The sequence below is a fragment of the Streptomyces sp. NBC_00461 genome (genome assembly GCF_036013935.1).
Taxonomy (GTDB): Bacteria; Actinomycetota; Actinomycetes; order Streptomycetales; family Streptomycetaceae; genus Streptomyces.
Map to the genome: position 1 here is coordinate 7,551,361 of NZ_CP107902.1, position 26,837 is coordinate 7,578,197.

Consider the following 26,837-nt stretch of genomic DNA (forward strand, 5'->3'; position numbering starts at 1 on the left):
AAAAGGGGAGAACACCGGGGGTGGCCGGGAGCGGGGAGGGAAGGGGTGCACAGGATGCTATCCGTACAAGTGACCGCACGTGCCACAGGTCTCCGAATCTTTCGAGACGTTGGTGTACGAACTGTCGTGCGGTGTGCGGATCAGCGTGTGCCGCGTGCCGCGAACCTGGCCACGGAGTCCACGTTCGTCCTGGTCACGAAGGCCGGGCCGGTGAGCACGGGGGACACACCGCCGCCGCTGATGTTGCCGTTGGTCCGGTACAGCCACAGCGCGTCCACCGCGAGGTAGCCCTGCAGATACGGCTGTTGATCGACCGCGAACTGCACGTCACCGCTCTCGACCGCCTTCACCAGGTCCTGGTTCAGATCGAAGGTGGCGACCCGGGCCCGGCTGCCGGACTGCTTCACCGACTTCACCGCGGTCAGCGCGAACGGGGCGCCCAGCGTGACCACTTCGTCGATCGTCGGGTCCTGCCGCAACCTGGCGGTGATCGCGGCGCCGGTCGCGTTCGCGTCGGTGCCCTCGACGTAGAGGTTCTCGGTGGTGCCGTCGAAGGTCTTCTTCACACCGGCGCAGCGGGCCTCCAGGGCGACGTTGCCGCGTTCGTGGATGACGCACAGCGCGTGCCGGGCCTTGAGGCCGTCCAGCTTGTCGCCGACCGCCCGCCCGGCCAGGCTCTCGTCCTCGCCGAAGAACTCCAGGATCCCCTCGGACTGCCAGGAGCCGATGCCCGAGTTGAGGCCGACCACGGGTATGCCCGCCGCCTTGGCCGCAGCCACCGGACCCTTCATCGCCTGCGGCTTGGCGAGGGTCAGCGCGATGCCGTCGACCTTCTGCCGGACCGCGTCCCGCACCAGCTCGGCCTGCCCCGCCGAGTCGGGGTCGTTGGCATACGTCAGATCGATGTCGTCCTTCGCGGCGGCCGCCTCGGCGCCCTTGCGCACCAGGTTCCAGAAGGTGTCGCCGTCCGAGGCGTGCGTGACCAGGGCGACCTTGAGACGGCCGCCGCCGCCTCCCGCCTTGCCGACGGTGTCCGCGGTGGAGTCGCTGCCACCGGATCCGGAGCAGCCGGCCGCGAGCAGACAGACGACCGCGGCCAGGGCGGCGACGCGCGCGCGTCTGCGGGGGAGCGGAGGTGGGGGAGGAGTGTTCATGAGGGTGCGGTACCTCGCAGTGCGGCCGAGCAAGCGGAACGGCGAGAGACCGGCCCCGAACGACGTCCGGCACGTCGTACAGCGTCCGGGAAAACCTCGCTGGCCGGAGCCAATCGTGTGTGACCGCCGTAGTCAAGTGATCAGCAACCTTGAGTGAGTTGTCGGTGCCGCATCGTGATGATGCTTCCAGCCTGGTCAGCTCGCGGGCAACGCAAACCACTTGAGCGGCAGTGGTCACCGCCAGGCGTCGGCCGGTGTGGGAAATCGCGATCGCGAGCGGCATCGACGGAAGAAATCCTCCCTCTCGCGGCTGCGGCTGGAGCCCCCTCTCCCGCCGCCTCCACGCTGAGCCGTGGAAACGACGCGGCCGGTGCCCCGCTGAGGGGGCCGGCCGCTGTGCGCCGACGACGGTGGAGTGGAGAGGAACCCCCGATGACTGCTGAGCGTGTGCTGACGCCGGCCCCCACGGCGTACCGGTGGCGGTGGCCGGCGCTCGTGGCCCTGCTGCTCGGTGAGGCGATGAACCTGCTGGACGCGACCATTGTGCAGGTCGCCGCGCCGGCGATCCATGCCGATCTGGGCGGGTCGGTGTCCGCCGTCCAGTGGTTCACGACCGCGTACACCCTGCCGTTCGCGGTGCTGCTGATCACCGGTGGCCGGCTGGGGGACATCGCCGGCCGCAAGAGACTGTTCGTCCTCGGCGTCACGGGATTCATGCTCGCGTCAGCCGCGTGTGCCGCGGCGCCGTCGGTGGGAGCGCTGATCGCCTTCCGGGTGGTGCAGGGCGCGGCGGCGGCCGTGATCATTCCCCAGACCATCGGCCTGATCAAGGCGATGTTCGCCGGACCCGAGATGTCCAGGGCGCTCGGCGGCATCGGGCCCGTCATGGGTCTCGCCGCGGTCTGCGGACCGGTGCTCGGCGGTGTGCTCACCCACGCCGACCTGTTCGGCTCCTCATGGCGCGCGGCGTTCCTGGTGAACGTCCCCGTCTCGCTCGCCGTGCTCGTGATCTCGCCCAGGCTGTTGGAGAGCCGCGCGCCGCGGCGGCCGGCCCTCGACGTGACCGGCACGCTCCTGGCCATGACCGGCGTCGGGCTCGTCGTGTACCCGCTGATCGGTGCGGACCTCTCGGCGCTGCCGGGGCGGAGCTGGGGGCTCGTCGCCGCCGGGCTGTGCCTGATGTCGCTGTTCACGGTGCACCAGCGCAGGGAGGCCGCCGCCGGGCGCAGCCCACTGGTGGAGCCGAGCCTGTTCGCCCACCGGGGCTTCCCGGCCGCGTTGGTGACGTCCACGTCCTTCTTCGCCGTCACCAACGGCCTGATGACGGTCATCGTGCTCCAGCTCCAACTGGGCCTGGGCGCCGATGTGTTGACGGCGGGCCTGACGCTGGCTCCCTGGTCGGTGGGCCTGGCGGTCGGGTCCTGGACGGCCGGCGCGTACCTGGTCGGGCGGTACGGGGCGCGCCTGATGTCCGTCGGCCTCGCGCTGCTGCTGCTGGGCGCCCTGTCGGCGATCGCGGTGTACGGCACGGCGGATGCGGCCTCCTATCCGACACTGCTGCTGCCCGCCCTCGCCGTCGTCGGACTCGGCGTGGGCCTGTTCACCCCCGCCTTCTTCACCCTCGCCCTGAAGCCGCTCCAGCCCCAGGAGATCGGCTCGGCAGCGGGCCTGCTGAACGCGGTCCAGCAGGTGGGCGCCACGCTGGGGGTCGCCGTCCTGGGCAGCGTCTACCTGAGCAACGCCCGGCCGGACGACGCGTCATCGGCCCTCCACGCGGTCCGGGCGGCGATCTGGGTGGCGGTCGCACTGGTGACGGTCAGCTATGCGGCCAGCCGTGCGATGGGCGGACGCCGGAGGGGCTGATCCTGATCTCGTCAGACGGGGGTCACTGCCACGTGCGCTGCCTCCCGGCGGGGCGCCGCAGGCGGGACAGGTCCGTCATGATCGGGCTGGCCGCCTTGAGGTTCTGCAGGACCGGGCTGGTCTCCAGGGTGTGGATGGCGTCCAGGGAGCCGAGGCGGCGGGTCAGATAGTGGTGCAGGTCCTTGGGGTCGCGGCAGAGGGCCTGGGCGACCAGGTTGGCGGGGCCCGTGGTGGCCGCGACGAAGGCCAGTTCGTCGTGGCCCGCGAGCGTCGTCGCCACGTGTTCCAGACGGGCCGGGCTCGTCGACATCCACAGCAGTGCCCGCGTGTTCGCGCCAAAACGGCCCGCGTCGACCTCGACGTCGTAGAAGATCGCGCCACCCGCGCGCAGATCCGCCAGTCGGCGTGCCACGGTCCCCGGGGACCAGCCCGTCGCCCCCGCCAGCTCGGCGTGCGTGGCCCGCCCGTCCCTCTGCAGGGCCAGCAGCAAGTCGCCGTCCTGGTCGCAGAGTTGGCGCGGCACCGGCACATGCGACGTGTCCGCGGCCTCGTGTTCGCGCAGGACACGCTGCTGTCGTTCGTCCAGCGCGTTCGTGCTCCGGCGCCAGTTCGTCGGACCGCCCAGATAGGTGTGCAGCAGACAGTGCGCGGACACCGCGGTGATGCTGACGGTGCGTGGAATGTCGTGCAGGAGAAGGGAGTTGCCCGCCGTCGAGTCCGTCGGCGTGTGGATGACCGACACGATCTCCGTACCGCCGGAGGTGAGCTTCACCCACGAGGTGTCCCGACGGCGCACCAGGGCCTGCGCCACGTCCTGTGCGGAACCTGCCGCCACGGTGAGCCGGACGAGCCACTGCGTCCGCCCCGCCCGATCCGGGTCCGGCAGCCCCACGACCCGCAACGACGCCTCCGTACGCAGCCGCCGGTACCGTCGGGCGACCGTCTGCGGCGAGACGTCGAGCGCGGTGGCGATCCGGCTGAAGGGCGCGCGGCCGTCGATGTGCAGCGCGTGGATCAGCGCGCGGTCCAGGTCGTCCAGCATGGACACATTCTTCAGTTCCCCGGTGTGGCCCGGACCGGCGCCGCTACGGCTGTACCGCTTCCGGTACGTTCTTCGCCGCCCGCGCTTCCTTCCGCCGTTGCCGTCGGCCGCGGCGCGGCTCCTGGTTCGGCAGCCAGCCGAACGCGAGGCAGCTGCCGACGACTCCCAGGAGCAGGCCGATGAAGAAGCCGCCGAGGTTCGAGGTGAGCCAGCTGCCCAGGGAGCACAGGACACCGATGATCGAGTAGAACAGGCGTTGGGCCGGGCTGAAGAGGATCAGCAGGCCGCACAGCAGCATGACGGTGGGCAGCAGATAGCCGGCCAGGCCCTGCATGCCGATGTGCATGATGACCTTCAGTGAGGCCTTCTCGGTGAGCAGGATCTCCGCTCCACCCAGGGCGAGCAGCAGCCCGCCCGGGAACGGACGGCGGGCCCGCCACTGACGGAAAGCGGGCCGCACGCCTTGTTTCGGGGAGCCCGACATCAGCAACCCGAGTCGCTGAAGCTGAGTTTCAGGCCCGGAAGCTTGAACACAGCGGCGGTGGTCGCGTAGTTGGTCTGCCGCAGGTTGTCGATGTGCACGGTGTCGGCCTGCTGGCTGAAGACGCCCTCCTTGCCCTTGACCCCGGCCTTGGTGAGCGTGCTGGCGTCGTTGCCGATCTCGATGTTGTTGAAGGACGCGTCGCCCGACAGCTCGGTCGAGTCGGTGGTCAGGTTGGTCGCCTTGACCTTCGACGAGCCGCTGCCCGCCTTGATGAGCAGGTTGGTGCCGCCCAGGTCGACGCTCTGGCACAGGCTGTCCAGCGTCGCGTTCTTGATGGCGGAGGTGACGATCAGCACCTGACCACCGGTGTCGCCCGCGTTCGGGCTGTCCGGGATCATGCTGTCGAGGTCGCCGAACTGCTCGAATCCGGTGCCGTCGAGCGACTTGGCGGTGACCGTGAACGGCATGCCGGAGATCGAGAACTGCACGCCCAGCGCGCCCTCGGCGGTCATGATCGCGAGGCCGGCGGCGACCGTGACGGCCGGCACGGCCATCACGGCGGCGCGGCGCAGCCGGACCCGCCCGCGTCTCGCGGGCTCGGGTGCGGAACCGCTTTCGGGATTCCCCGGGGTGTGGTCGGCGGACGAGGTGACGTCCGAGGACGAGGCCATTTCTGCTCCCATGCATAGTCATTGCGGGGTTGGGCATCAGCGGCACGTTGTCCTGGCGCGGACAGCGGACTACGGCGCACGACTCCTCGCAACTCCCGGCGGGCGCAAGGGCTTTCTCGTACTCCGCAGTAGCCGACGAGGAAGTTACCCGTGGTTACATTTAAGGGTCAAGAGAGTTGTGGAAAAAGAGTGTCGGTTGTGCCCCACCTGTGCCTTCGTGGACGGTCGGGGATCTCGTCCCACTCTTGAATGTTCGTCAACTCCCTTGTCACGCCTTGACGTTGACTGACACTCAGGTCTACAACTTGCCCTGGCTTCCCCCAGGATCCGTGGCGCCGGATCCGGCCGCGCGGCATTGGCCCGCGTTCCCGGAATCCCTCACGCCCCCACGCCCTCACGCCCCCGACGGTCTTGCACGGGCACTTCCCCCCTGGTCCGTGCGAGCCGCCTCTCCCCGCCCGGTCTCGGCCGACGGCCCTCCCCACGGGTCTTCGGCCGCTCACCGGCCGGTTGCCGTTGCCGGCCCGTCGCGTACGGAGAAGGCGCCACGGACCGGCAACGGCGGACGCGTACGCGCGTCCTTCCACGCCACTTTCGGCCCCCGCATCTCAGAAAAGAGAGACCCCCGCATGCGTACTCGCACCCTCATCACCCTCGTCGGCGCTGTCGCCGCCCTCTCGATCCCCGCGGCCCTGCCCGCCTCGGCGGCCGACACCGCGGTCCTCACCACCGGTTCGGCCGGCGGCACCGCCGCCGCGGTCGGCGACGTCCTCACCGCGCCGCTGGCCGGCGGCACCAGCGCCACCCTCTACTCCAGCGCGACCGGCACCAGCGGCGTCAAGTGCGCCTCGTCGACGTTCACCGCGACCGTCGCCGACAACCCCGCCGCGCCGGGCACGGCCACCGAGACGGTCAGCGGGCAGACCTTCGACAGCAGCAGCTGCACCAGCAACGTCGTCGGCGTGCTCGGCGTCAAGAGCATCTCGGTCGACAACCTGCCGTACACCACCGCCGTGGCCTCCGACGGTGCCATCACCGTGACCCCGGCCAGCGGCTCCACCATCCAGACCACGGTCAAGCTGACCACCCTGCTGGGCAGCATCACCTGCGTCTACCAGGCCCCCAGCCTGACCGGCACGGCGAGCAACGACGACAACAGCATCAACTTCACCAGCCAGCACTTCACCAAGACGTCCGGCTCGTCGCTCTGCTTCAGCAACGGCTACTTCACCGCCAAGTACGCCCCGGTGACGGACAACGGCGCGGCCGTCTACGTCAACTGACGTAAGCGCAAGGGCAGTTCAGCGTCGACGCAGACGCAGCGCCAGGGCGGCGCCGCCGGTGAGCACCAGTACCGCAGCGGCGCCGCCCGCCAGCATGGGCGCGGAGGGCCCCGAGTGGTCGGTGGAGACCGAGGCCACCGGGGTGCTGTCGGGGGCGGAGGTGTCCTTCTGCGGGCTCGCCGCGGCCTCGGTGCTCCGGGACGGAGTCGTACGGGGCTCGCGCGTCGCCGAAGGGCTGCCGCTCGCGCTCTTCTTCCCGCCGCCCGCGGAGGCCGACGCCTCGGCGCCGCCGGCCGTGCCGCTCCCGGCCGCCCCGAACACCACGTCCGAGCACGAGTAATAGGTGTCCGTCGTGCTGCTGTTCTGCCAGATCGTGTAGAGCACGTGGTGCCCGGTCCGGTCGGACGGCAGCTTCGCGGTGATGCGGTACGCGCCGTTCGTCAGCGCCGGGTCCTTGACCGCCGCGAACGGCTGCTCCGGCAGTTCGGACCAGGTCAGTGGCTTCCTGGGGTCGTAGCCGGGCTTGGTGAGGTAGAGCTTGAACGTGCCGGTGTGCGGGATCGTCGAGGCGTATTTCATCGTCAGCGTCGCGCCCGGCTTCAGCGTCGTCGACGGCCAGTCGGCGCGGGCCAGGTCGAGCCCCTTGTAGGCGCTCAGCCCACCGCTGCACAGCTTTCCGTCGGGGATGACCTGCCGGTCCCGGCCGGCCACGTCCGGCACCCGCAGGTTGTCCCACAGGGTGAAGGGGGCGCCGTTCGCGGCGACGGCCGCCTTGCAGGCCGCCGACCGCGCGTTGCCGCCGCCGTCGGGTGAGCAGGCGTAGACCCGGCTGACGGGATCGGTGGGTGCGCCGTGCGCCTGCGCGGGGCCGGCCGCCCACAGGGGCAGCACGAACGGGGTCACGAGGGCGGCCGTCAGGGCGGTGCGGTGTGCGGTCATCCGGGGCATCCGGAACGTCTCCTCGGCCGGCGCGGAACGGTGGGCTTCCGGGGAGTACGGAAAAACGGTCCGGCCTGTTCACCACCGTCCCCGCTCCCGGTCAACCGCCGCCCCCGTCCCGGAAGGTGCGGACGGGGCGCCGGGCGGCCCGTCGGCCGTTCACCTGCGCCGGACGCCCCACGAGGCCACCGACGTCTCATTGAAAACCAACCGGTCGCCTCGTACTCTGACGGTCACCGGCACGGGCACGTCTCCGTCTGGTCTGTCATCCGCTTTCGGGGGACCGAGGGAGCAACATGCCTCAACCGATCTTGACGGCCACCGTGCCCCGTCAGCTCGTTCACCGGGCAGCCGTCGCGGAGACGTTTCTCACCGACTGGAAGCGGACCGGAGCCGACCGGTTCAGGCTTTTCGCGCAGTGGCCCCGGGCGCACCAGTTACACGTGTCGCCGGACCGGTCCGCGTACGAGCCGCTGCTCGTCGCGGAGACCGTCCGCCAGTGCGGGGCACTCCTCGCGCACGCCGCCTACGACGCCCCGCTCGACCACTGCTTCGTCCTCAAGGAACTCCGCCTCAGCACCTGTCCCGAGCATCTCGCCGTCGGTGCCGCACCCGCCGAACCCGTCCTCGACGTCACCGTCTTCGACGTCCGCCACCGCGCGGGACGCCCCACCGCGCTCCGCTACGACACCGTCGTGCGCCTGGGCGGTGAGCGTGTCGCGAGCGCGCACATCGCCGTCAGCTGGACCAGCGAGTCCGTCTACCGCAGACTCCGCGGCGGCCGCACCGCGGCGACCGTCTGCGCCCTGCCGCTCCCGTCGGCCCTGCCGGCCGGCGTCGTGGGCCGTGCCCTGCCCACGGACGTGGTGCTCGCCCCGCCCGACCGCCACGGCCGCCGACAACTACGGGTAGATACCGCGCATCCCGTTTTCTTCGACCATCCGCTCGACCACGTGCCCGGCATGCTGCTCCTGGAGGCGGCCCGCCAGGCCGCCCGCGCACGCACCGCCGACCCGGCCGGGTCAGCGACCTTCCATGCGGCCTTCCATCAGTACGCCGAGCTGGACAGACCCACCTGGATCGAGGTGACCGAGGGGCACGGGACGGGCCTCGAAGTCCGGGGAAGACAGGGTGAGTCGACGGTCTTCGAGTGCCTCGTCGACGCCGTCGCACGGTGAGATATCGTTCACGGGGAGTAAGAAACAAACAGCACGACCCGTTCTTTCCAGCCCAGGAGTGTTCAGCCGATGGCGAGGCAGTTACGCGCCGAGCAGACCCGCGCGACGATCATCACGGCCGCAGCCGACCTGTTCGACCGTCACGGCTACGAGTCGACCAGCCTCAGCGACATCGTCGAACACGCCCAAGTCACCAAGGGCGCCCTCTACTTCCACTTCGCGGCGAAGGAGGACCTGGCCCACGCGATCATGGAGCTGCAGTCCAGGGCCTGGCACGAGGTGACGAAGGAACTGGACGGCCGGGGCTACTCCTCGCTCGAAAGCCTGATACGCATCACCTTCGGTATCGCCCGGCTGTCCGTCGAGGGCCCGATCCCGCGGGCCGGACTCCGGCTCGCGACCGGGGGAGTCGCGGTGCGGCCGCCGCTGAAGCACCCGTTCACCGAGTGGCGGGACATGGCCACCCGCAGACTCCTCGGCGCCATCAAGGAGGCCGACGTCCACCCGGACGTCGACGTCGAGGCCGTCGCGCACTCCCTCGTCAGCTTCTTCGTCGGCACCCGCGTCGTGGGCCGCTCCCTCGAACCCGTCGCCCGCCAGCCCCGCAGGCTGGCCGAGATGTGGCACGTCATGATCCGCGGCCTGGTCCCGGTGCCCCGCCGCGCCCGCTATCTGAGCCTCGCCGCCCGCCTTGAGCGGGAGATCAGAACGGTCTGAGGTGGCGACGGAGCCCGTGCGGGAACAGGCCCTAGGGTGAGGCGCATGCCCGACACCCCGCCCGCGCCCCTGATCCTCGGCAACGAACCGGGTTCGTTCCCGCACAGTGTGCTCGCCGAGCGGCACCCCGCCATCATCCGGCAGGTACGGGAGGCCTTCCCGTACGGCCCCGCACAGCACCGCGCACTCGACGCGCTCCTCGCGAACTGCACCGAGGGCGTCGTCGAACCGCTCCCCGCCGGGGCGCACGACCGGGCCCGCTGGGAGTCGTGGGGCAGCGCGGAGTACGTCGGCCGCTCCTGGTACGACATCCCCTGGCTCTGGTCTGAGAGCTACTTCTACCGCCAACTCCTCGGTGCCGTCGGCTACTTCGGCACCGGACCCTGGCAGGGCATCGATCCGTTCCGCCCCTTCAAGCTGGCCGAGCTGGACTCCCAGGAGACGGACGAGGAACTGGCCGCGCTCGACGCCCTGTCCGCCGAGGACCAGGACCGGGCCCTGCTGCACGGCTCCCTGTGGGGTAACCGCGCAGACCTCGGCTTCCGCCTCTCCGCCGCCGACACCGAAACCGGCGCCGCGGACACCGCCCCGGGCCTGGTCGCCGACGACAGCGAGACACTCTGGTCGCTGCTCCCACCGTCCGGCGCGGGCACGCTGTGCCTGATCGCCGACAACGCGGGCCGCGAGCTCATCCCCGATCTGCTCCTCATCGCCCACCTCCTCGAACGCGGGCGCGTCGGGCGTGCCGTCCTGCACGTCAAGCCGTACCCGTACTACGTCTCCGACGCGACGACGGCCGACGTCCTCGACGCGCTGCGCAGGCTGACCGGCGCCCAGGGTGCCGCCCCCGAGTACGGCCGCATCCTGTGGTCGGCGATGACGGACGGTCGCCTCATGGTCCGCGCCCACCCCTTCTCCGCCGCACCCCTGCCGTTCGCGGACATGCCCGACGACCTTCGCGCGGAACTCGCGACGGCCACCGTGACCATCGTGAAGGGCGACCTCAACTACCGCCGTCTGGTGGGCGACCGGCTCTGGCCCCCGACCACACCCTTCGGCGAGGTGACCGCCCGCTTCCCCGGGCCGGTCGCCGCCCTGCGCACCCTGAAGTCCGACGTGATCACCGGCCTGGACCCCGGCACGGAGGCCGCGCTCGTGGCGGCCGAGGGACAGCGGTGGCGGACGGGCGGCACACATGCCCTCATCCAGGTCCGCGAGTGAGCGCCCGCGCCCGCCGCTGAGCCTCATGTCAGCCGTATCGGCAGCGACTTGAGTCCATTGATGAAATTGGACGTCAGCCGTCTGGCCGGCTCCGCGGTGCGCAGGACCGGCAGCGCGCACACCGCCTCCCCGTACAGCACCCGCAGCTGCAGCCGGGCGAAGTGGGCGCCCAGGCACACGTGCGGGCCGTCGCCGAAGGAGACGTGCGGGTTCGGCGTACGGGACAGGTCGAGGCGGTCGGGTGCGTCGAAGACCCGCTCGTCCCGGTTGGCGGAGGCGTGGAAGACGACCACCTTGTCGCCGGCCCGGATGCGCCGTCCCGCCAGCTCGGTGTCGCGGGCGGCGGTGCGGCGGAAGGTGAGGACGGGTGGATGCCAGCGCAGCAACTCGTCGACAGCGGTGGTCAGTTCGATCCTTCCGGCCCGGAGCGACTCGTACGCCTCAGGGTGTTCGGCCAGGGCGAGCAGTCCGCCGGGAGCCGCGCTGCGGACCGTGTCGTTGCCCGCGACGGTGAGCAGGAAGAAGAACATCTCCAGTTCGGCGTCGGCGAGTTCCCCGTCGTGGGCGAGCGTGGTCAGCACGTCGTCCGCGGGGTGGCTTCGCTTGTGTGCGGCGAGCTGCTGGGCGTAGGCGAACATGTCCCGGAGCGCCGCGGGGGAGCGTGGATTGACCGGCCTGCCCCGCGGGTCGAGCACCGGCGGGCCGGCCTCGTCCGGGTCCTGGTAGCCGATGACCCGCTGCGTCCAGTGCAGCAGCAGACCGCGGTCGGACTCCGGGACGCCGAGCAGGTCGGCGAGGTTGAGCAGGGCGTAGTCGTCGGTCACGGCGGTGACGAGATCGGCGGTGCCGTCCGCGGCCCGGGCGTCCCGCAGCGCCTGCGCGAACAGCGTCCGCGCCCGCTCCCGCGCGACGGCCGTGAAGCGGTCGATGCGGCCGGGGGTGAAGGCCCGGCTGACCAGCCGCCTCAGCCGTCGGTGCCCCGGCGGATCCTGATTGAGCATCATGCGCCGGATGAAGGGAAGGTCGGCCGGGTCGGGATCGCGGATCTGGGTCGCGCCGAGGTGCGAGGAGTACGTCGCCGAGTCCTTGAGGACGCCTACGACGTCCGCGTGCCGGGTCACCGCCCAGAACCCGGCACCCGCGGGCCAGCCCAGCACCTCCGGCTCCTCCTGCCAGGCCACCGGGTGGTGGTCGCGCAGCACGCGATAGGCGGCGTGGGGTACCCCGGCGGCGTACTGCCGCGGATCGAAGACGTCCGGAACCGGCAGTGCCTCGCGCACGTTCATGAAGCCACCGTGACGTGGCGGCCGGGGCTCCGGCAAGGGAGCGCGCTCGTGCGGGGGCTGAGGGATCCCTGCGGAGTGGAGGGGCGTGCAGGGGGAGCGCGGCAGGTCCGGCTCGGTTCCGCGGGGAGCGCCGAGCGGGACGGCAGGCCGGGCGCCGGGGGATGAGGGGCGTCGTCCGCTTCTGTGCGCCCCGTGCCAACTTGCCGGTCCTCCTGCGGTGTTCGGCGCGGATCGCCAGAATCGGGGCATGGCCATCCGTGAACTCAGCTACGTGCTCCTGCGCGACCCCGACTCGGGTGCCGACCGGCTCACCCCCGTCACCGAGGTGCCCGAGGGCGTGCCGGACGACCTGATGCAGCGGATCATCACGGTCACGCACCGCGCCGCGCCCGCCGTGGGAGCCGCGCTCAGCTACACCCGGCTGCCCCACCGCGCAGGCGGCGGACTCCTGTGCAGCGCACGCCCCGACGAGGAGTCGGACGGGTTGCGCGTCGACGTCCGGTACGAGGCGCACGACGCCGACGGCCCCGACGGGCCGCGGCGGCGCTGGCCCGTCGACGCCTGGCGGCCCAGCACCCTGGGCGGGAGCGGCGACGAGGCGTTCGCGCCGGACACCCGGTGCTGGGACGAGGCGCTGCTGGTGAAGTTCGCCTCCGACCAGGGCCGGCGCGTCGCTCCGTTCCTCGCCGACGTGCGCAGGCTGTTCGCCGACCCCGCCGGCCGCCAGATCGTCGTGGCCGAGCGGGACCAGGAGACCGTGGCCCGCTGGATCGCCCTCGCCTGCGCCTCCCTGCCCGTCCACCACGCGAGGGCGCTGACGTTCAGCACCCATTCCGCGGACCCGGGTGTCGCCCCGCAACAGGTCGTCGGCATCGGCCCGGACACGGACGCCGACCTCTTCGACCGGCACGACGGCCCGACCGTCACCCATCTCTTCCGGGTGCACGACGGCCTGGACGGCCCCGGCAGCCCGCCCCTGTCCGACCCCTGGGCGCAGGTGGCCGCCTGGCTCTGGCAGGAAGGAGTGGTCCCACGGCCCGACGAGCCGACCGAGGGCACCGGCGCCGAACGGCCTGGCGCACAGGCCCCGGACACCGGCGCCCCCCAGGATCCCTTCGCCCTCCTCCCCCTCGTCCGCCGGGCCCTCGCCGCCCGCACCTGGCACGCACTCGGCGACCTCCCCGAGGACGCACTGCGCGAGATCCTGGCCGCCGCCATCCGCGCTGCCGAGCACGGCCGAACGGACGCCGTCTCCGCCCAGCACCTCGCCGTGATCGCCCGGCGGATCGCCGAGCACCGGCCCGACGCGGTCCAGCCGCTCGCCGCCGCCCTGGCTCGCAGCCGGGTCAGGGCGGCGGACCCGCAGGACGTCGTACCGGTCCTTGAGGCCTGCACGGACCTGCCGCTGGACGAGGGAACCTGGCGCACCCTGCGCTCGGAGCTCGGTCCGCCGCCCGAGGACGAGCTGCGCAAGATGCTGCGCTACCCGTTCGACGCCTGGGAGAAGCCGCTGAGTGCCGTCCTCGCGGGCGGCGCCGAGCGGAGTTCCGCCGTGGACGAGGCCGTGGACAAGATCGCGGGCGCCCTGAGCAGCCCCGAGGCCCGGCGCGCCTGCGCCGACGCGGTGGCCCTGCTCGCGGCGGTGAACCACCGCGGGCTGGTCCGCCGGGTCCTGGACCGGCTGGCCCGGGACCTGACGGAGCGCCGGGTCCGGGCGCTGCGCGACCTGGCGGCCTCCTACGGCGACTGGCTGCGCCCGTATCTCGACGGGGCACCCCTCGTCATCCGCCTCGCCGTGTCGGCGGCGAACCTCAAGCACTCCCACCGCCTGGAGGGGGCCGACCTCTGGGTGCAGCTGGCCAAGCGGCACCTGGACGGCCAGGTGCCCGACGGACCCACCCTGCGGATCATGTGGGCGCTGGTCTGGCCCCAGAACGGTTTCCCGGCGCACACCGACCAGAGCAGGGTCACCGAGGTCTGTCCGCCCCGGCTGATCGTCGAGGAGGGGATGGAGATCCGCCTCACCCACTGGCTCAGGCACCCCCCGGCGCCCGACCAGGCCCTCGTCGACTTCGCCCGGGCCAGCGCCCGCTCCCCCCGGTACAACCGCTCGGAGCGGGCCACCGCCCAACTCATCGTGCTGACCTGGGACTTCGCACACCGGAAGGAGTCCGTGCAGCGCGTGATGGAACACCTGCCCACGCTGGAACAGCGGGCTCGGGGCCTGGGCGGCGTCCTGCAGGACGCGATCGACCACTGGCTCGCCACCGGTCTGGCCCGGCTCGGCCCCGAGGAGCTGCGCCGTTCCCACGCGCTGCGCTACCTCGCCACCGGCCACGTGGGGCGGCTGCGCCACTACCGGGCCGCCGTGGCCGACGCCCAGGGCGCGCTGGAGCCCGCGGCGCTGTGCGAACCGCAGCGTGTGGCCGCCCTGTTCGTCGTCTGGCGCAGCGACCAGGAGGGCGCCACCGGAGGCTGGCGGGACACGGCCGACGACCTGCTCCACGACGTCATCGGCTCCGTACTGCCCCAGTTGGGCGAGCGAGGCAACGACGAGGTGCTCGCCGTCCTGAGACGTGATGCCGGAGAGGCCTGGGTAGAGGCCTGGACCAAATGGCGGCGCCGCCTGCGGTGACGGGGGGCGCACATGGGGCGCATGTGAAACCGGTGAACACCCCTCTGTCTCCCCAATCGTCCCAGGCACCAGATCTTCGCCCGCATTCTCAACTAGGCTTGTCCTGAAGGAAGTCCAGGCCGACACGGCCTGACCTCGGGGGAGAGGACCAGCGTGAGCGACACCTTCGATCTGCCGGGCGGCAGCATGGCGAGCCGCCCCGTCCATTTCATCTGGCTGCTGGACTGCTCCGGCTCGATGAGCGTGAACGGAAAGATCGCCGAGCTGAACTTCGCCATCCGCGAGGCGATCCCGGAGATGCAGTCGGCCGCCCGGTCCAATCCCGGAGCCACCCTGCTCGTCCGTGCCGTCTCCTTCGCCAGCGGAGCCAGCTGGCACATCAACGACCCGACCCCGGTGGACCAGTTCACCTGGGAGGACCTGCACACCTACGGCGGCACCGACATGGGCGCCGCGTTCCGGCTGGCGGCCGGCGCGCTGCAGACGCCGCCCATGCCGCAGCGCGCCCTGCCCCCGGTCCTCGCGCTGGTCTCCGACGGCCAGCCCACCGACGACTGGCGCTCGGGGCTGCGCTCCATCGACGACACGCCCTGGGGCAAGCGGGCGGTGCGCGTCGCCCTCGCCATCGGCGACGACGCCGACAAGAGCATGCTCAAGGAGTTCCTCGCCAACCCGGAGCTGGAGCCGCTGCAGGCGAAGAACCCGCGCCAGCTGGCCGCCGCCATCCGCTGGATGTCCACCGCCGTGAAGGCCGCCTCCACGCCCAAGACCGACGGCGGCGGCCCGGTCCAGGCCCCGCCGCCCGTCGCCCTGGGCAAGGACGAGGACGAAGACCCCATCTGGTGACCGGCGTCGTGGCACCGGCCGCCGAGCGGTGGGAACTGCTCAAGGGCGAGGTGAAAGGCGCGGCGAAGAAGTACAGCCAGGACCGCTGCGCCGCACGGCACGTGGCCGGCGGCCGCGCCGTCGTGCTCGCCGTCGCCGACGGACACGGCTCGGCACCCCACTTCCGCAGTGACCTCGGCGCCCGCTGGGCCATCGATGAATTCACCGTCTGCGCACAGGAGTTCGCGGCCGCCGCGGTGCGCTACGACGACGAGGCCGAACAGTACGACGGCCACAGCCCGTGGTGGAACGCCCTCGCGGAACTGCGCGCCGAGGCCCGGCGGCTGCCCCAACTGGTCGCCCACCGCTGGTACGAGCGCGCCACCCTGCACGACTGCAACTCCCCGGCGCACGGCGCGCCCCGGCACACGTCCAAGGGCCCCGACCTCACCGCCTACGGCACCACCCTCGTCGGCGCCGTACTCACCCGGCGCCTGCTGGTGTGCTGGCAACTGGGCGACGGCGATGTCGTCGTCCTGGACGCGGCCGGGACGCCGTACACCCCCCTCTACACGGGCCCCGACCTCGGCGACGAGACGGACTCCCTGTGCGCGCCCGAGTCCTGGAACCGCGCCCGCTGCCACTGGCAGCCGCTGACCAGCGAGGGCCCCTCGGGGGTGCTGCTGTCCACGGACGGGCTGTCCAAGAGCTTCACCGACCACCAGGGCTTCCTCGACTTCGCGGCCGGCGTGCAGGGCCGCGCCCACGAGCTGGGGATGCCCGCGGTGCGCAGCCGGCTGACGGAGTGGCTGAGCCACGCCGCCCAGTACTCCGGCGACGACACGACACTCGTGGGCGCCTTCGAGGCCGCAGGCTCCACCGCGCCCCGGCGCAACGACGCGCCACACACGTGAGCCACGAGAGGAACCGCATGGTGAACGGCATGCTCGCCCCCGGGCAGACCCTGGTGACCGAGCAGGGGGAGAAGGTCAAGGTCGACGACATGTTCGGCTCCGGCGGCCAGGGCGAGGTCTACCGGGTGCGCACACGCAAGGGCGACCGTGCTCTGAAGTGGTACTACCCACAGCTCGCGGACAGCCGCCAGCGGCAGATCCTCGAAGGCCTCATCGGTTGCGGCTGGAGCGACGACCGCTTCCTGTGGCCGCAGACCGTGGTCGTCGACGCCGACGGCAGGCTGCCCGGCTTCGGCTACCTCATGGACGTACGGCCCGAGCGCTTCCACGACCTGCCCGCGCTGTTCCGCCGCGATCCCGCGCTCGCCGCGACCACCCAGCGCACCCTCGTCATGGCCGCCCTGCACACCGTCGAGGCCTACCGCGCCCTGCACGGCAAGGGCATCGCCTACCGGGACATCAACTGGGGCAACATCTTCTTCGACCCGCGCACCGGCGACGTCCTCGTCTGCGACAACGACAACGCGGTCTTCGAGGGCGAGAGCGCGGGCGTCGCCGGCACGATGGACTTCATGGCGCCGGAGCTGGTCCGCGGCGACCGGGGCGCCCAGCCCGGCATCCAGAGCGACCTGCACTCCCTCGCGGTGCTGCTCTTCCTGCTCCTGATGAACCATCACCCGCTGGAGGGCGCCGAGGCGTTGAAGATCCGCTGCATGGACGAGAACGCCCGCAAGAAGCTGTACGGCACCGACCCGGTCTTCCTCTACGACCCGAACGACAACCGCAACCGCCCGGTCCGTGAGGAACAGCAGACCGTCGTGGCCACATGGGGCGCGCTTCCGCCGATCCTGCAGCGGCTGTTCGTCGAGACGTTCACCGACGGCCTGAAGAACCCGGTCCGGCGGGTGCGCGAGGGCCAGTGGCGCGACGCGCTCAGCGAGGTCCTGGACACCGTCTGCGTCTGCCCGTCCTGTGGCCGCCAGAACCTCACCGAACCGGACGGTCCCGCCCCGGACTGCTGGGGCTGCGGCCGTCCGGTGAGCCTGCCGCCGCGCCTGCAACTCACCATCGGCACCGGCATGATGCGCACCAAGCCCAGGTCCGTCCGGCTCGGCCCGCAGGCCCGGCTGTACGCCCACCACCTGGTGGTGGAGGCGGAGCGGCACGACTTCACGGCCGTCGTCGCGGAGGTGACCGAACACCCCAAGCAGCGCGGCCGGTTCGGCATCACCAACCGCTCGCGGAACAGCTGGACGGCCCGCCGCTCCGACGGCTCCGTGCACGACGTCGACCCCGGCCGCACCGTCGCCCTGAGCACGGGCCTGCAGCTGGAACTCGGCGGCGGCGCCGAGGCGGTCGTGCGCGACTGACCACCGCCCGGGGACGTCAGCGGCGGAACGGCCACCACCGACGCCAGCGGCCCCACCAGACATACGGAGGCAGCGGGGGAGGAGGCGGCAGCACCCGGGGCGGTGCCGCGACCGCGGGGAGGTCCGCGCACGCGGCGTCGGCCGGGACCGCCACGGCGTCGGGGCGCGGCACCGCGCGGGCCGTCACACGGTAGGCGTCCGAGGTCACCGGAAACTCCAGGTGGCCGTCGGCGAGGAAGCGGCTGCGGGCCACCCGACGCTCCTCACGGCGACCACCGCCCTCCCAGGCGACCAGCACCAGCACGGCGGGCTCCGGCCAGTCGAACCGTACGGCCGCACGATCGGCGCTGATCCGATGAGCCGTCAGATCCCTTACCGTGCCCGGCCTTTCGACCACCACCGCCGGTCCGGTCAGCGCCCGGTCGCCCAGCGTGCTCACGGCCGTCATCCGGACCCGCGACCGCTCGGGGACGGCCACCTCCACGGACGGCTCGGGCACGGACGGGGAGGGCAGGGGCGTCAGGTCCGTGCGCCGGGAGACGTCCGTGCCCGGGCGCACCGGCCCGCTCGGCCAGGACACCACCGTGCCGAGCCCCTGCTCGGGCGGCCGCCAGGTGAACGCCACCCGGTCGCCGCCGCCGACCAGCCGGGCCGCCAGGTCCTCCACCTGATCGGGCCACTCCACGGCACGAGCCAGCACCCGTACGCCCCCGGACCACACCGTCCCACCGCCCAGCCCCGGATAACCGCAGCGGATCTCATACGTGTAGTCGCCCGCGGGCAGCCGCTCGTCCCGCAGCTCCTCCCGCCCGCACTCCACCAGCTCGGGCCATCCGCTCCCCGCCCCCTCCGCACGGCGTTCCACCTCCACGTGCGTACAGGCCGGGTCCACCTGCCAGCGCAGCCGCAGTCCCTCGGGCACCAGCGAGGCGGCGGCCCCGGTCACGTCCGGCGCGATCACGAGGGCTGTCGTCGCCAGGGGCACCCCGGCGATCACGTCCTGACGCAGCGGTACGACGGCGTAGCGCACCGCCCGGCCGACGGGGGCGTCCGAGTCGGCGTGCCGCAGGGGGCCTCCCGGCAGTCCGTCCGCGGCGCCGAGCACCGCCAGCTCCGTCACGTCCCCCGGTGCGCCGTCCGGGAAGCGCACCACACGGAACGAGACCGGCGTCGCGCCGGGCAGTGCCGTCGGCCACGAGAGACGTACCGTCCGCTCGTCCACGACCGCATCCAGGTGCGGGCCCGAAGCCGACCCGGCCACGTCCGCCGCCCGCGCCGCCGCACCGAGCAGACCCGCCTCCGCCGCCGGGTCGTCCACAGCCCGGCGCACGGCCTCGAACCGGGCCTTGGCCGCGGCCCGCACCGAACCGCCCGCCTCCAACCGAGCCGCCCTGTCGATCAGTTGGTGAACCTCGGTGCGCTGCGCGCGCAACTCCCCCAGAAGCTGCGCCAGCACATGGTCCCGGCCGCTGTCCGGCACCTGCGCGGCCACCTTCTCGGCGTGGCGCAGCCGCCTGCTCGGCCATACGTCGCCCAGCAGTTCCGCCGACTCCCGGGCGGGCCCGGCGTCGGGAAACCCCAGGGCCACCGCCGCCGCCAGGTACCCCGCCTCGTCCCGGTGCACCCCGAGACCGGAGGCCGCCTCCTCGGTCGGCCCGGCGGAGCCGTCGCGCAGCAGACAGCCCAGCTGCCACAGCAGTAGTCGGCGCAGCCCCATCGGGTCGTGCCGGACGAACGCCTCCAGTGTGTCCACGACGCCCACCGCCCCGGCGGCCCGCGGATCGCCGGAAGCCGGCCAGCCGTCGCGGGCCTGCCGGACGTACTCCTCGTCGGCCCGCGCCCACCGTAGGCCGCGGCCGCGGAACCACAGCCCGTCCAGGACCCGGAAGCCGTCGTCGTTCCCAGGACGCTCGAAGGCCGGGTGCCCGGCCGGGGCGGGCGGGCGCAGAGCGTCCGCCACATGCCGGAAGCCCAGTGCGTCTAGGTCCTCGCGCAGCCTGGTGTAACCGTGCATCGCGGGGAAGCAGGGCAGATCGGGCAACGGCGGCCGGGCGGCCGCCCCCTCGCCCGACTCGTCCCATACCGCCCGCTGCCCGGGCCGCCACTGTGCCACGCCGCCTGGTCCTTCCCTCGTGTCCGCCGCTGCCGGTTCCACCTGCCGCTACCCGGCGGGCTGCGTGTAGAAGTACACGCGCACGATCGCCGTGTTCGCCGCCTCGCCGAGGTTGAGGAAGTCGTCCGTCGCCATCCGCCCGCCGAACATGCCGGGCCGCGCCTTGGTGAGCAGGCTGTTGACGTGGTGCGCGTACTCCGTGCCGCCGTTCCCGCCGCCGAATGTCAGCACCAGGGCTGCCGTGCGGCCCTTCCATCTGGCCGTGGCGGAGCGGAGCTGGCGCTGCAGGTCGCCCTTGTCCGTGCCGTGCACCTTGAACTTGACCGGCGAGCGCGACACGCCCTGCGGCCCGGTCGGTGAGGGGCTCGGTGACGGCGACGCGGAGGCCGAGGCGCTCGAGGACGGCCTGGGTTTGACGGCGGCCAGCGGGTCCGGGCGGTCGGCCATCGACACCAGCGCCAGCACCAGCAGCAGGTCGGCGAAGAGCCAGCCCGCGAGTACGACGACGCCCGGACGTCGGATACGGCGCCTGGGGCGTGCGCTCACACGTCACCGCCCTCGGGACGTTCGTGCCCGATGCCGTGGCGCAACTGCATGGTGCCCTGCGTCCCGAGCGCGCCGTTGCTCGGGCCGGGGACGCCGCCGTTCTGCCGTGCGGCCAGGGCGCGGACCGCCTGGTCCAGCCGGGCCGCCGCGTCCTGCCAGTGGGCGGCCGCCGCGTCCCAGCGCTCGGTCGCCTCCCGCATGCCGTCGACGACGTCGTTGGTCCGTCCGGCGCCCGCGGCGATCGCCCGGGCCGCCTGCTCGGCCGCCTGCGCCGCCGCCCCGGACGTGGACGCGAGCGCCTTCTGCTCGGCGATCAGCGACGAGAACGCGGACTGCACCTCGCCCGCGGCCGACTGCAGCTTGTCCGCGATGATCCGGGCCGACTCCTTGCTGTCCTGCCGCACCTGGTCCGTGGCGCTCGTACCGGCCGTCACGGCTGCCTCGACGCGGTCGGCCGCCGTCGCGAGACGCGGCACCTCGGCCGACAGCGTCCCGGCCGCCTGCTGCAGCGCGTCGGTGGCCTTGGCGACCGCGTCCGCGCCGTCCGCAAGCCGCTTGTGACTGCCGTTGGCCTTCTGCAGCAGAGCCTGCAACTGCTGGGCGGCACGCGTCAGTTCCTTGGAGAACTGATCCGGGGACGCGGCCCGGTGCGGGGCGAGGCACAACTGCACCCGGCTCAGCAGCGAGGCCAGCGAACCGAGCAGCCGCTCGTCGCCGTCGTGCCGGCTCTCCTCCTCCCGCTCGGCCCGCGTCCGGGCGTGCGCGTGCCACACCGACAGCAGCACCAGCAGCGTGATCAGTACGACGGCCATCAGGGCGACGTTCTCGAACCGGCCCACCGCCGCCAGATGGCCGTCGAAGCCGGTCTGCCACAGCTGCAGGAAGGGACGCGTCGCCTGCTTGGGGTCCTCCCGGCTCAACTCCCCGTAGGCGCGCACCGCTTCGCGCAGCCCGAACCAGGTGACCAGCAGTGGCACGAACACCAGCACACCGAGCACGGCCTCCAGCACACCGTCTCGGGGGGCCCGCCGCCACCAGGGTGTGCCGGACGGGGAGCCCAGGCTCGGGGCCGTGAGGCTCTCCGGGCGTACGAAGGTCTCGACGAGGGCGAGTTCGGCCCAGGACTGGAGCCTGTTGCCCTGTTCGAGATCGTCGGCGAGTGTCCTCAACTCCGGTCGGCGGGCGGCGAGTCGCTCGGGATGCCTGTCGAGCAGTGCCGTCAACTCCCTGCTCAGCACCTTGGGGTCCAGGAAACTCGGTTCGAGGGGTTTGGCTGCGGTGGGCAAGCGCGTTCTCCTGACTCAGCACCGGTGCCTCCGGTGCTCCTGCGATCTGCCGGGCTCCTCAGCGGGGGACGCCGCCTCTGTCCCGGTGGTTCCTGCCACGGCGGCTGATTCGTTCCAACAGGGCTTGTGCGGACGCGTGTTCGGGATTCCACGTCAGACACTGGTGCAGTGCCTCCACGGCGTCGTCCCGCCGCCCGCGTCCGGCCAGCCGCTCCGCGTGCCGGAACGTGCGCTCGGCGAGCAGCTCGCGCACCCGGGCGTTGGTGGGGTCGTGGCCGTAGGCACAGCGCAGCCAGCGCTCGGCGTCGGTGAAGTGCTCGGGCGAGAAGTCGGCCATCGCCGCCGCGCAGTGCACGGCGATCATCGCGTCCAGTACATCGGCGCCCGTCGTCCCGTCCCCGGCGGCCTGCCAGGCGGCATGCGAGGCCTGCACCGCCTCCTCGTACCGCCCCTCCGTCAACAGATCCCGCGCCACGGTCAGCCGCCGCACGGCCTTGAGATCGGCCCAGTGCTCGGCATCGGTGGGCTCGGGGTCGGTGGGTCCGGGATCGGTGGACTCGGCATCACCGGGGGCGCGCCGTGCCCGACGGGACCGCGGATCGGCGCCGGCGCCGGGATCGGCGGCCACGCGCCGGGGGGCGGTCCCTGTGGGCCCGTGATCCGGGGTGTCGGTCGCATACCCGGTGGTTGAGGCGGTTGAGGTGGTTGCGTCGGAGCGCAGGCCGTCGGGGGCGCGTCCGGGGGTCGGCACCTTTGGTTCACGGTCCGGGGGGCCAGGTGTGTGCGCGGTGGTTGAGGCGTCAGCGTCCGGGTCCGAGTGCGGTGCGCTGGTGGTGTGTCCGGGGGCCGGCCTTGTCGGCTCCGAACCTCGTGTGAAGGGTGCGCGCCCGGAAGGGGAGCCCGCTGCGGTCCCGCCGCCCCTGGCAGCTCGCGGGTCCGAGCCGGCGGCTCCGGTCCCGGTGGATGCCTTTGCCCCTGCTTCTGTCTCTGCATCTGTCGCCGCCGGGCCCGCGTTCGGCGCGGAGACCCTGCGCCCGCCCGTCGGCACCGCTCCTCCCGTGCCTGACCCGGCGGACGCGGATTCGTTGGTCGCCCTCCCCGCCGGCGCCGATTCCGGGGCTGTGCCCCTGCGTTCATCCGTCGGCTGCCACGCTCGTGGGTCCTGACCGCCGGTCTCCCCCGTGGCTGACGCCGAGCCCGGCGCGGCGGCCGAGTGTCCAGTGGCCGGTCCCGCCGGCTCCGAGCCCCGCACGGGCACCCCCGGTGCGGAGGCCCCGCCCCCAGCCGCCGGCCGTGTCGATGTGAGGCCCGTCCGGTCGGCGAGCGGTCCGGCCGACCGGGAGCTGTGGGCGGGGCGCTGCCCGGGTTCCTGCGGGGCCATCGGCCCGGAACCCTGCGCTCCCGGCGTGTCCAGCGAGTCGAGCAACCCCCGTGCCTCGGACAGGATCGTCTCCAGCAGTGTCCTCGCCTCTTCGACCCGTCCCTGCTCCGCCAACCTGCGGGCCAGGCCGACATCCAGGCAGGCGGCAGGGGCGGGAGGCGACAGGAGGGTGACCGACAGGTGCGGTGCCTCCGACAGGGTGTCTTCGGAGGTGTCCGAGGGCTCCACCGCCAGGCCCTCCAGGGGCGTCGACGGTATGCCGGCGAGTTGCGAGGCGTGCAGCAGCGCGCCCGTGGCGAGGAGGTCGGCGGGAGCGAGAACCGTCTCGCGGGCGAGCCCCCGCACCCCTGACCGGACCTCTTCCAGACGGGTGCCGCCACCCACCAACAGCAGCGTGTCGACGTCCCGCCGGTCCATCGCCGACTGGTCGAGCAGAGTGCCCGCGCGGGCGAGCGTACGGCGCACATGGCGCTCCAGATACTCCGCCAACACCTCGCGGTCGTACTGGAGTTGTGCGGGTATGCCGCCACCGAGGTCCAGTTCGAGCAGTGCACCGCCGGCCCCGCCGGACGCGCACAGCTCCTCCCGTATCCGCTCCACCCGCGCCCGCAGCCGCAGCCAGTCCGCCTCTTCCAGGCGGGCCGGGTTCGCCCGCCGCCGGGCGGCCCGCAGCATGCCGGTCAGCGCCGCGTCGTCGAACGCCCGCCCCCCGGTCGACGACGCCGACTCGTGCCCGAGCGCCCGGTACCGCCCCCGCGCCCCCCGTATCAGCCCGAGCTCGAACCCGCCGTACCCCAGCCCGTAGACGAGGCACGTCGTACTGCCCCGTCCCTCCGTGTGCCCGACGACGGCAGCCATCGCGTCGCCGATCAGCCGCACCGAGTCGAGCCCCGCCGCACGCGCCGCGTCCAGCAACGCCGTCCGCTGGGCGGACCCGTAGCTCACCGGGACGCTGATCACGGTCAGGGTGACCCGGCCGCCGGCCTCCGTCTCGGCCCGCTCCCGGGCCTCGCGCAGCAGCCCGGCCACCACCTCCTCCGGCCCTGTCGGCACCCCGTCGACGAGGACCGGCCGGCCGCTGCCGAGGCGGCTCTTGAGGCTCGGGAACGTCACCGGCAGGGGCCCGGTCACCGACGGCTCGCACAGCAGCCACGGCCATCGCGCGCCGGACAGCGTGAACCGCCGCACCGGCCCGCCGGGCCGTCCGAACGCCGCCCGCAGGCCCGTACTGCCGAGATCGAGCCCGAGCCCCAGCTCGTGCCCCTGCCCGTCCGGGCCGCGCGACGCCGTCACGTGTCGGCCGCGTCGTCGGGGACCCGCAGGATCCCGTCGAAGCGTTCCGTGTCGCGCAGCGCCGAGACCCGGCGCGCGTCATACGCCTGCGCCACCAGGTTGGCGAGATTGCGGGCCTGCTGGGCGGCCATCAGGCGGTTGCCCTCCGCGTGTGCCTGCTTCACATAGCCGACCGCCTCGTTGATCAGCCCCGCCGTCTCCGGGGGCGCTCCGTCCGCGGCCTCCTCGGCGTGCAGGAACTGACTGGCAAACCCGCAGTTGTGGTACATGTCGTCGACCAGCAGCTCGGTGAGCCGCTTGTACTCGCCGCTCTCGCCCTGCCGCAGCACCTGCTCGGCCTGCTGCAGGTCCCGGCGAACCTTCATCTCCTGCAGGTCCTCGACGAAACCGCCGTAGCGTTGCAGGAACTTCTCCGCGTCCCGCTTGGCCCACTCCAGGCGCTGGCGCAGCGTGGCGCTGTCCGGCTCGAAGGTCGGCGCCGGCGGCTGGGTGCGGGGCTTCTCGCGCTTGGGCGGGGCCGGAGGCATGTACATGTTGGTGCCGGGCACGTTGATCGACACCGTGATGGTGCGGTCGGCGTCGTAGTTGAACGACACGTCGACGCGCTGGTTGAGTTCGATCTCCTGCTCCAGTTCGAACTCCACGACCCCCTGTTCCTGGTTCTTGCTCGCCACCGGGCTGTTGCCCTCGTACACGGGGACCCGGATGACCCGGGTGTCGGTGGCCTGGAACACCTTGGTGCACGGCTCCGGCAGCGGATACGCGGTGCCGCTCTCGATGATCGGCACGAAGACGTCGCGCTGCGAGCCGCGCACCGCGGAGATGCCCATGGCCACGCCCGTCACCTCGTACAGGCCGGTGGAACCGACCGAACGGCCGCTGGCCAGGCTCGTGCCGCAGGCCGAACAGGTCGTCGCCGCCTCGTCGTTGACGGTCCTGCAGTCCTTGGCCGGGCACTCCACCCCGTCCAGCGTCCCGGCCAGGATGCCCGCGCCGAGCGCCACGCACTCCATGGGGTTGATGGTGCGGCGGACCTTCTCCTTGCCGAAGTACGCCTCCACCGTCTCGTACACCGAACGCGTCAGCGTGCCGCCGCCGACCAGCAGCACGTCCGTGATCTGGGCGGTGGTCAGCCCGTCCTGTTCGAGGGTCTCGCGGACCAGGCTCATGGTGCGCTGCACCAGCGGGTCCGTCAGCTCCCTGAACTCGGCCTGGGTGATCGGCATGTAGACGTCGACGACCACGCCGTCGCCGCGGAACCCGGCCGGGATGTTGATGACGGTCTCGGGCATGTCGTTGAGTTCGCGCTTGGCCTGCTCCGCGTACTTCTTCGCGGTGAACCGGAACTGCTTGTCGTCGGACGGGTCGATGCCGCACTCCTGCTTGACCCACTCGGCGATCCGCTCCACGACCGCCAGGTCGAAGTCGTCGCCGCCGAGCCAGTCGTCGCCCGAGAACTTCCGCACGGCGAACTGGGCTGTCCCGTCACGCCCCTTGGTCGAGTCCAGGACCGAGATGTCGAAGGTGCCCCCGCCCAGGTCGTAGACGAGGATGCGGCTGCGCTCGCCGTCCCGCTTGTCCATGCCGAAGGCGATAGCGGCGGCCGTCGGCTCGTCGATGATCTTCTTGACGGTGACCCCGGCGATCTGCGCGGCCTCCCGGGTCGCGGCCCGCTGCGCGTCACCGAAGTGCGCCGGGACCGTGATCACGGCATGCGTGACCTCCTCGTTGAGGTTGCGGGAGGCGTCCTTGACCAGCTTGCCGAGGATCGCGCTGGAGACCTCCGCCGGTGTGGTGGTGCGACCGCCGAAGACGACATGGGCGCGCGGGTCGTCGTCCTTGCCCGGCACGATCCCGTAGTTGAGCTTCTCCCGGGCCCGAGCCACCTTGGCGTCCGTGTAGTCGCGGCCCATCAGCCGCTTCACGGACAGCACCGTGTCCTGCGGCTGCCGGTCGGCCCAGTTGAGCGCGTGCTGCCCGACGAGCAGCGACTCGGAGCCCTCCCGGCGCAGCATGCCCACCACCGACGGCGTCAGATTGCTCGCCTCGCCGTTGCGGACCACCTGGGCCTCACCGCGGTCCGGGTCGTAGCGCGCCACCACGCTGTTGGTGGTGCCGAGATCGATACCGATCGCCGTCATTCCTGCTCCCCCTCGCGTTCCTTCTCCGTCAACTGCCGGTCCCCGGCGCGCCGTTCACCGTCCGGTACGGCGACCGCCACGCGCGCCGCCCGCAGTACCCGGCCCTCGTGGCCGTACCCGCGCTGCAGTACCTCGACGACCTCGTCCTCGGCGGCCGACACGGACGGCCGGACCTCGACCACGTGGTGGGTGACCGGGTCCGCCGTCTCGCCGGTGACACCGATCGGTTCCAGGCCCTCGCCGCGCAGCGCCGTCTCGAAGCGCTCGGCGATCAGCCGCAGGCTGCCGCGGTACGCCTCGCCGTCCCGCGCCGGACCGTCGGCCAGCAGCCGGTCGAAGTCGTCGAGGGTGTCGCCGCACAGCAGCAACAGCCGTTCCAGGTGCGCCCGGTGCGCCGCCTCGCGCGCCGCGAGCTGTCTGGTGTGGTCGTAACCGAGCCGGGCGGCCGCCATGTCTGCGTCGGTCATCGGACTCCCCAACAAGTCGAACGGACTC

Annotated in this window: 21 protein-coding genes; 9 read left to right on the forward strand and 12 right to left on the reverse strand. The window is 72.4% G+C overall.

Features of this window, described 5'->3' with window-relative positions; genetic code table 11:
- Positions 1–140 precede the first annotated feature (140 nt).
- Complete coding sequence (locus tag OG870_RS35165; RefSeq protein ID WP_266843539.1) at positions 141–1,154, reverse strand: substrate-binding domain-containing protein; 1,014 nt, start codon at positions 1,152–1,154, stop codon at positions 141–143.
- A gap of 432 nt (positions 1,155–1,586) precedes the next feature.
- Between OG870_RS35165 and OG870_RS35170 the strand changes: the two genes are divergently transcribed.
- Positions 1,587–3,017, forward strand: a complete 1,431-nt coding sequence (locus OG870_RS35170; protein WP_266843538.1) for an MFS transporter — start codon at positions 1,587–1,589, stop codon at positions 3,015–3,017.
- 22 nt (positions 3,018–3,039) lie between these two features.
- Here OG870_RS35170 and OG870_RS35175 read toward each other — a convergent pair whose 3' ends face one another.
- The 3 genes from OG870_RS35175 to OG870_RS35185 are packed head-to-tail and all read right to left on the reverse strand — an operon-like array spanning position 3,040 to position 5,214.
- A complete protein-coding gene (locus OG870_RS35175) occupies positions 3,040–4,059 on the reverse strand; it encodes an Lrp/AsnC family transcriptional regulator (protein ID WP_266590762.1) in 1,020 nt (339 codons plus the stop codon).
- 43 nt (positions 4,060–4,102) lie between these two features.
- Positions 4,103–4,543, reverse strand: coding sequence for a DUF6114 domain-containing protein (locus tag OG870_RS35180; protein WP_266523121.1), 441 nt, complete (start codon positions 4,541–4,543; stop codon positions 4,103–4,105).
- Complete coding sequence (locus OG870_RS35185) at positions 4,543–5,214, reverse strand: DUF6230 family protein (protein WP_266523834.1); 672 nt, start codon at positions 5,212–5,214, stop codon at positions 4,543–4,545. Before OG870_RS35185 ends, OG870_RS35180 begins: the two co-directional genes overlap by 1 nt.
- 629 nt (positions 5,215–5,843) lie before the next feature.
- On the opposite strand from OG870_RS35185, the gene OG870_RS35190 reads away from it, so the two are divergent.
- Positions 5,844–6,497 carry a Tat pathway signal sequence domain protein gene (locus tag OG870_RS35190; RefSeq protein WP_266590764.1) on the forward strand — a complete coding sequence of 218 codons (654 nt, stop codon included), beginning with the start codon at positions 5,844–5,846 and terminating at the stop codon, positions 6,495–6,497.
- Positions 6,498–6,515: 18 nt separating this feature from the next.
- Here OG870_RS35190 and OG870_RS35195 read toward each other — a convergent pair whose 3' ends face one another.
- Positions 6,516–7,445, reverse strand: coding sequence for a lytic polysaccharide monooxygenase auxiliary activity family 9 protein (locus OG870_RS35195; RefSeq protein ID WP_266843537.1), 930 nt, complete (start codon positions 7,443–7,445; stop codon positions 6,516–6,518).
- Positions 7,446–7,732: 287 nt separating this feature from the next.
- On the opposite strand from OG870_RS35195, the gene OG870_RS35200 reads away from it, so the two are divergent.
- The 3 genes from OG870_RS35200 (at position 7,733) to OG870_RS35210 (ending at position 10,552) form a co-directional block, all read left to right on the forward strand.
- Positions 7,733–8,614: a ScbA/BarX family gamma-butyrolactone biosynthesis protein gene (locus tag OG870_RS35200; protein ID WP_266523124.1), complete on the forward strand. Its 882-nt coding sequence runs from the start codon at positions 7,733–7,735 to the stop codon at positions 8,612–8,614.
- Positions 8,615–8,683: 69 nt separating this feature from the next.
- Positions 8,684–9,331, forward strand: coding sequence for a ScbR family autoregulator-binding transcription factor (locus OG870_RS35205; RefSeq protein WP_266523125.1), 648 nt, complete (start codon positions 8,684–8,686; stop codon positions 9,329–9,331).
- A gap of 45 nt (positions 9,332–9,376) precedes the next feature.
- On the forward strand, positions 9,377–10,552 hold the full coding sequence (locus tag OG870_RS35210; protein WP_266590766.1) for a damage-control phosphatase ARMT1 family protein: 1,176 nt from the start codon (positions 9,377–9,379) through the stop codon (positions 10,550–10,552).
- 23 nt (positions 10,553–10,575) lie between these two features.
- Here the strand turns inward: OG870_RS35210 and OG870_RS35215 are convergent, their stop codons facing one another.
- The gene (locus OG870_RS35215) at positions 10,576–11,838 is read right to left on the reverse strand and encodes a cytochrome P450 (protein WP_266590768.1); all 1,263 of its coding nucleotides are present in this window, start codon (positions 11,836–11,838) and stop codon (positions 10,576–10,578) included.
- A 247-nt stretch (positions 11,839–12,085) separates the two neighbouring features.
- On the opposite strand from OG870_RS35215, the gene OG870_RS35220 reads away from it, so the two are divergent.
- The 4 genes from OG870_RS35220 to OG870_RS35235 all read left to right on the forward strand — a co-directional run bounded on the left by OG870_RS35220 (position 12,086) and on the right by OG870_RS35235 (position 17,582).
- Positions 12,086–14,473: a GTPase-associated protein 1-related protein gene (locus OG870_RS35220; RefSeq protein WP_266590770.1), complete on the forward strand. Its 2,388-nt coding sequence runs from the start codon at positions 12,086–12,088 to the stop codon at positions 14,471–14,473.
- A gap of 186 nt (positions 14,474–14,659) precedes the next feature.
- On the forward strand, positions 14,660–15,319 hold the full coding sequence (locus OG870_RS35225; protein ID WP_266523837.1) for a vWA domain-containing protein: 660 nt from the start codon (positions 14,660–14,662) through the stop codon (positions 15,317–15,319).
- The gene (locus OG870_RS35230) at positions 15,316–16,212 is read left to right on the forward strand and encodes a protein phosphatase 2C domain-containing protein (RefSeq protein ID WP_266590772.1); all 897 of its coding nucleotides are present in this window, start codon (positions 15,316–15,318) and stop codon (positions 16,210–16,212) included. The genes OG870_RS35225 and OG870_RS35230 overlap by 4 nt, the downstream gene beginning before the upstream one ends.
- A 17-nt stretch (positions 16,213–16,229) precedes the next feature.
- Positions 16,230–17,582 (forward strand): protein kinase domain-containing protein, encoded by a 1,353-nt coding sequence (locus OG870_RS35235; RefSeq protein WP_266523132.1) that lies wholly within the window; start codon positions 16,230–16,232, stop codon positions 17,580–17,582.
- Positions 17,583–17,598: 16 nt separating this feature from the next.
- Here OG870_RS35235 and OG870_RS35240 read toward each other — a convergent pair whose 3' ends face one another.
- The 6 genes from OG870_RS35240 to OG870_RS35265 are packed head-to-tail and all read right to left on the reverse strand — an operon-like array spanning position 17,599 to position 26,809.
- Complete coding sequence (locus tag OG870_RS35240) at positions 17,599–19,695, reverse strand: hypothetical protein (RefSeq protein WP_327691840.1); 2,097 nt, start codon at positions 19,693–19,695, stop codon at positions 17,599–17,601.
- Between the two features lie 48 nt (positions 19,696–19,743).
- Positions 19,744–20,241, reverse strand: coding sequence for a hypothetical protein (locus tag OG870_RS35245; RefSeq protein WP_266590776.1), 498 nt, complete (start codon positions 20,239–20,241; stop codon positions 19,744–19,746).
- Entirely contained in the window at positions 20,238–21,527 is a 1,290-nt protein-coding gene (locus tag OG870_RS35250; RefSeq protein WP_266590778.1) for a hypothetical protein, read from the reverse strand. The genes OG870_RS35245 and OG870_RS35250 overlap by 4 nt, the downstream gene beginning before the upstream one ends.
- A gap of 58 nt (positions 21,528–21,585) precedes the next feature.
- Entirely contained in the window at positions 21,586–24,201 is a 2,616-nt protein-coding gene (locus OG870_RS35255; protein ID WP_266590780.1) for an Hsp70 family protein, read from the reverse strand.
- Positions 24,198–26,342, reverse strand: coding sequence for an Hsp70 family protein (locus OG870_RS35260; RefSeq protein ID WP_266523143.1), 2,145 nt, complete (start codon positions 26,340–26,342; stop codon positions 24,198–24,200). The genes OG870_RS35255 and OG870_RS35260 overlap by 4 nt, the downstream gene beginning before the upstream one ends.
- Positions 26,339–26,809: a nucleotide exchange factor GrpE gene (locus OG870_RS35265; protein ID WP_266590782.1), complete on the reverse strand. Its 471-nt coding sequence runs from the start codon at positions 26,807–26,809 to the stop codon at positions 26,339–26,341. The genes OG870_RS35260 and OG870_RS35265 overlap by 4 nt, the downstream gene beginning before the upstream one ends.
- Between the last annotated feature and the right edge of the window lie 28 nt (positions 26,810–26,837).

What these genes read in the sequence shown, in the direction of transcription:
- OG870_RS35235 (WP_266523132.1), top strand. Translation starts at nt 16,230, where the DNA reads ATGGTGAACGGCATGCTCGCCCCCGGGCAGACCCTGGTGACCGAGCAG.
- OG870_RS35205 (WP_266523125.1), top strand. Translation starts at nt 8,684, where the DNA reads ATGGCGAGGCAGTTACGCGCCGAGCAGACCCGCGCGACGATCATCACG.
- OG870_RS35265 (WP_266590782.1), bottom strand. Translation starts at nt 26,809, where the DNA reads ATGACCGACGCAGACATGGCGGCCGCCCGGCTCGGTTACGACCACACC.
- OG870_RS35220 (WP_266590770.1), top strand. Translation starts at nt 12,086, where the DNA reads ATGGCCATCCGTGAACTCAGCTACGTGCTCCTGCGCGACCCCGACTCG.
- OG870_RS35190 (WP_266590764.1), top strand. Translation starts at nt 5,844, where the DNA reads ATGCGTACTCGCACCCTCATCACCCTCGTCGGCGCTGTCGCCGCCCTC.
- OG870_RS35195 (WP_266843537.1), bottom strand. Translation starts at nt 7,445, where the DNA reads ATGCCCCGGATGACCGCACACCGCACCGCCCTGACGGCCGCCCTCGTG.
- OG870_RS35175 (WP_266590762.1), bottom strand. Translation starts at nt 4,059, where the DNA reads ATGCTGGACGACCTGGACCGCGCGCTGATCCACGCGCTGCACATCGAC.
- OG870_RS35260 (WP_266523143.1), bottom strand. Translation starts at nt 26,342, where the DNA reads ATGACGGCGATCGGTATCGATCTCGGCACCACCAACAGCGTGGTGGCG.
- OG870_RS35225 (WP_266523837.1), top strand. Translation starts at nt 14,660, where the DNA reads ATGGCGAGCCGCCCCGTCCATTTCATCTGGCTGCTGGACTGCTCCGGC.
- OG870_RS35210 (WP_266590766.1), top strand. Translation starts at nt 9,377, where the DNA reads ATGCCCGACACCCCGCCCGCGCCCCTGATCCTCGGCAACGAACCGGGT.
- OG870_RS35170 (WP_266843538.1), top strand. Translation starts at nt 1,587, where the DNA reads ATGACTGCTGAGCGTGTGCTGACGCCGGCCCCCACGGCGTACCGGTGG.
- OG870_RS35185 (WP_266523834.1), bottom strand. Translation starts at nt 5,214, where the DNA reads ATGGCCTCGTCCTCGGACGTCACCTCGTCCGCCGACCACACCCCGGGG.
- OG870_RS35215 (WP_266590768.1), bottom strand. Translation starts at nt 11,838, where the DNA reads ATGAACGTGCGCGAGGCACTGCCGGTTCCGGACGTCTTCGATCCGCGG.
- OG870_RS35165 (WP_266843539.1), bottom strand. Translation starts at nt 1,154, where the DNA reads ATGAACACTCCTCCCCCACCTCCGCTCCCCCGCAGACGCGCGCGCGTC.
- OG870_RS35200 (WP_266523124.1), top strand. Translation starts at nt 7,733, where the DNA reads ATGCCTCAACCGATCTTGACGGCCACCGTGCCCCGTCAGCTCGTTCAC.
- OG870_RS35180 (WP_266523121.1), bottom strand. Translation starts at nt 4,543, where the DNA reads ATGTCGGGCTCCCCGAAACAAGGCGTGCGGCCCGCTTTCCGTCAGTGG.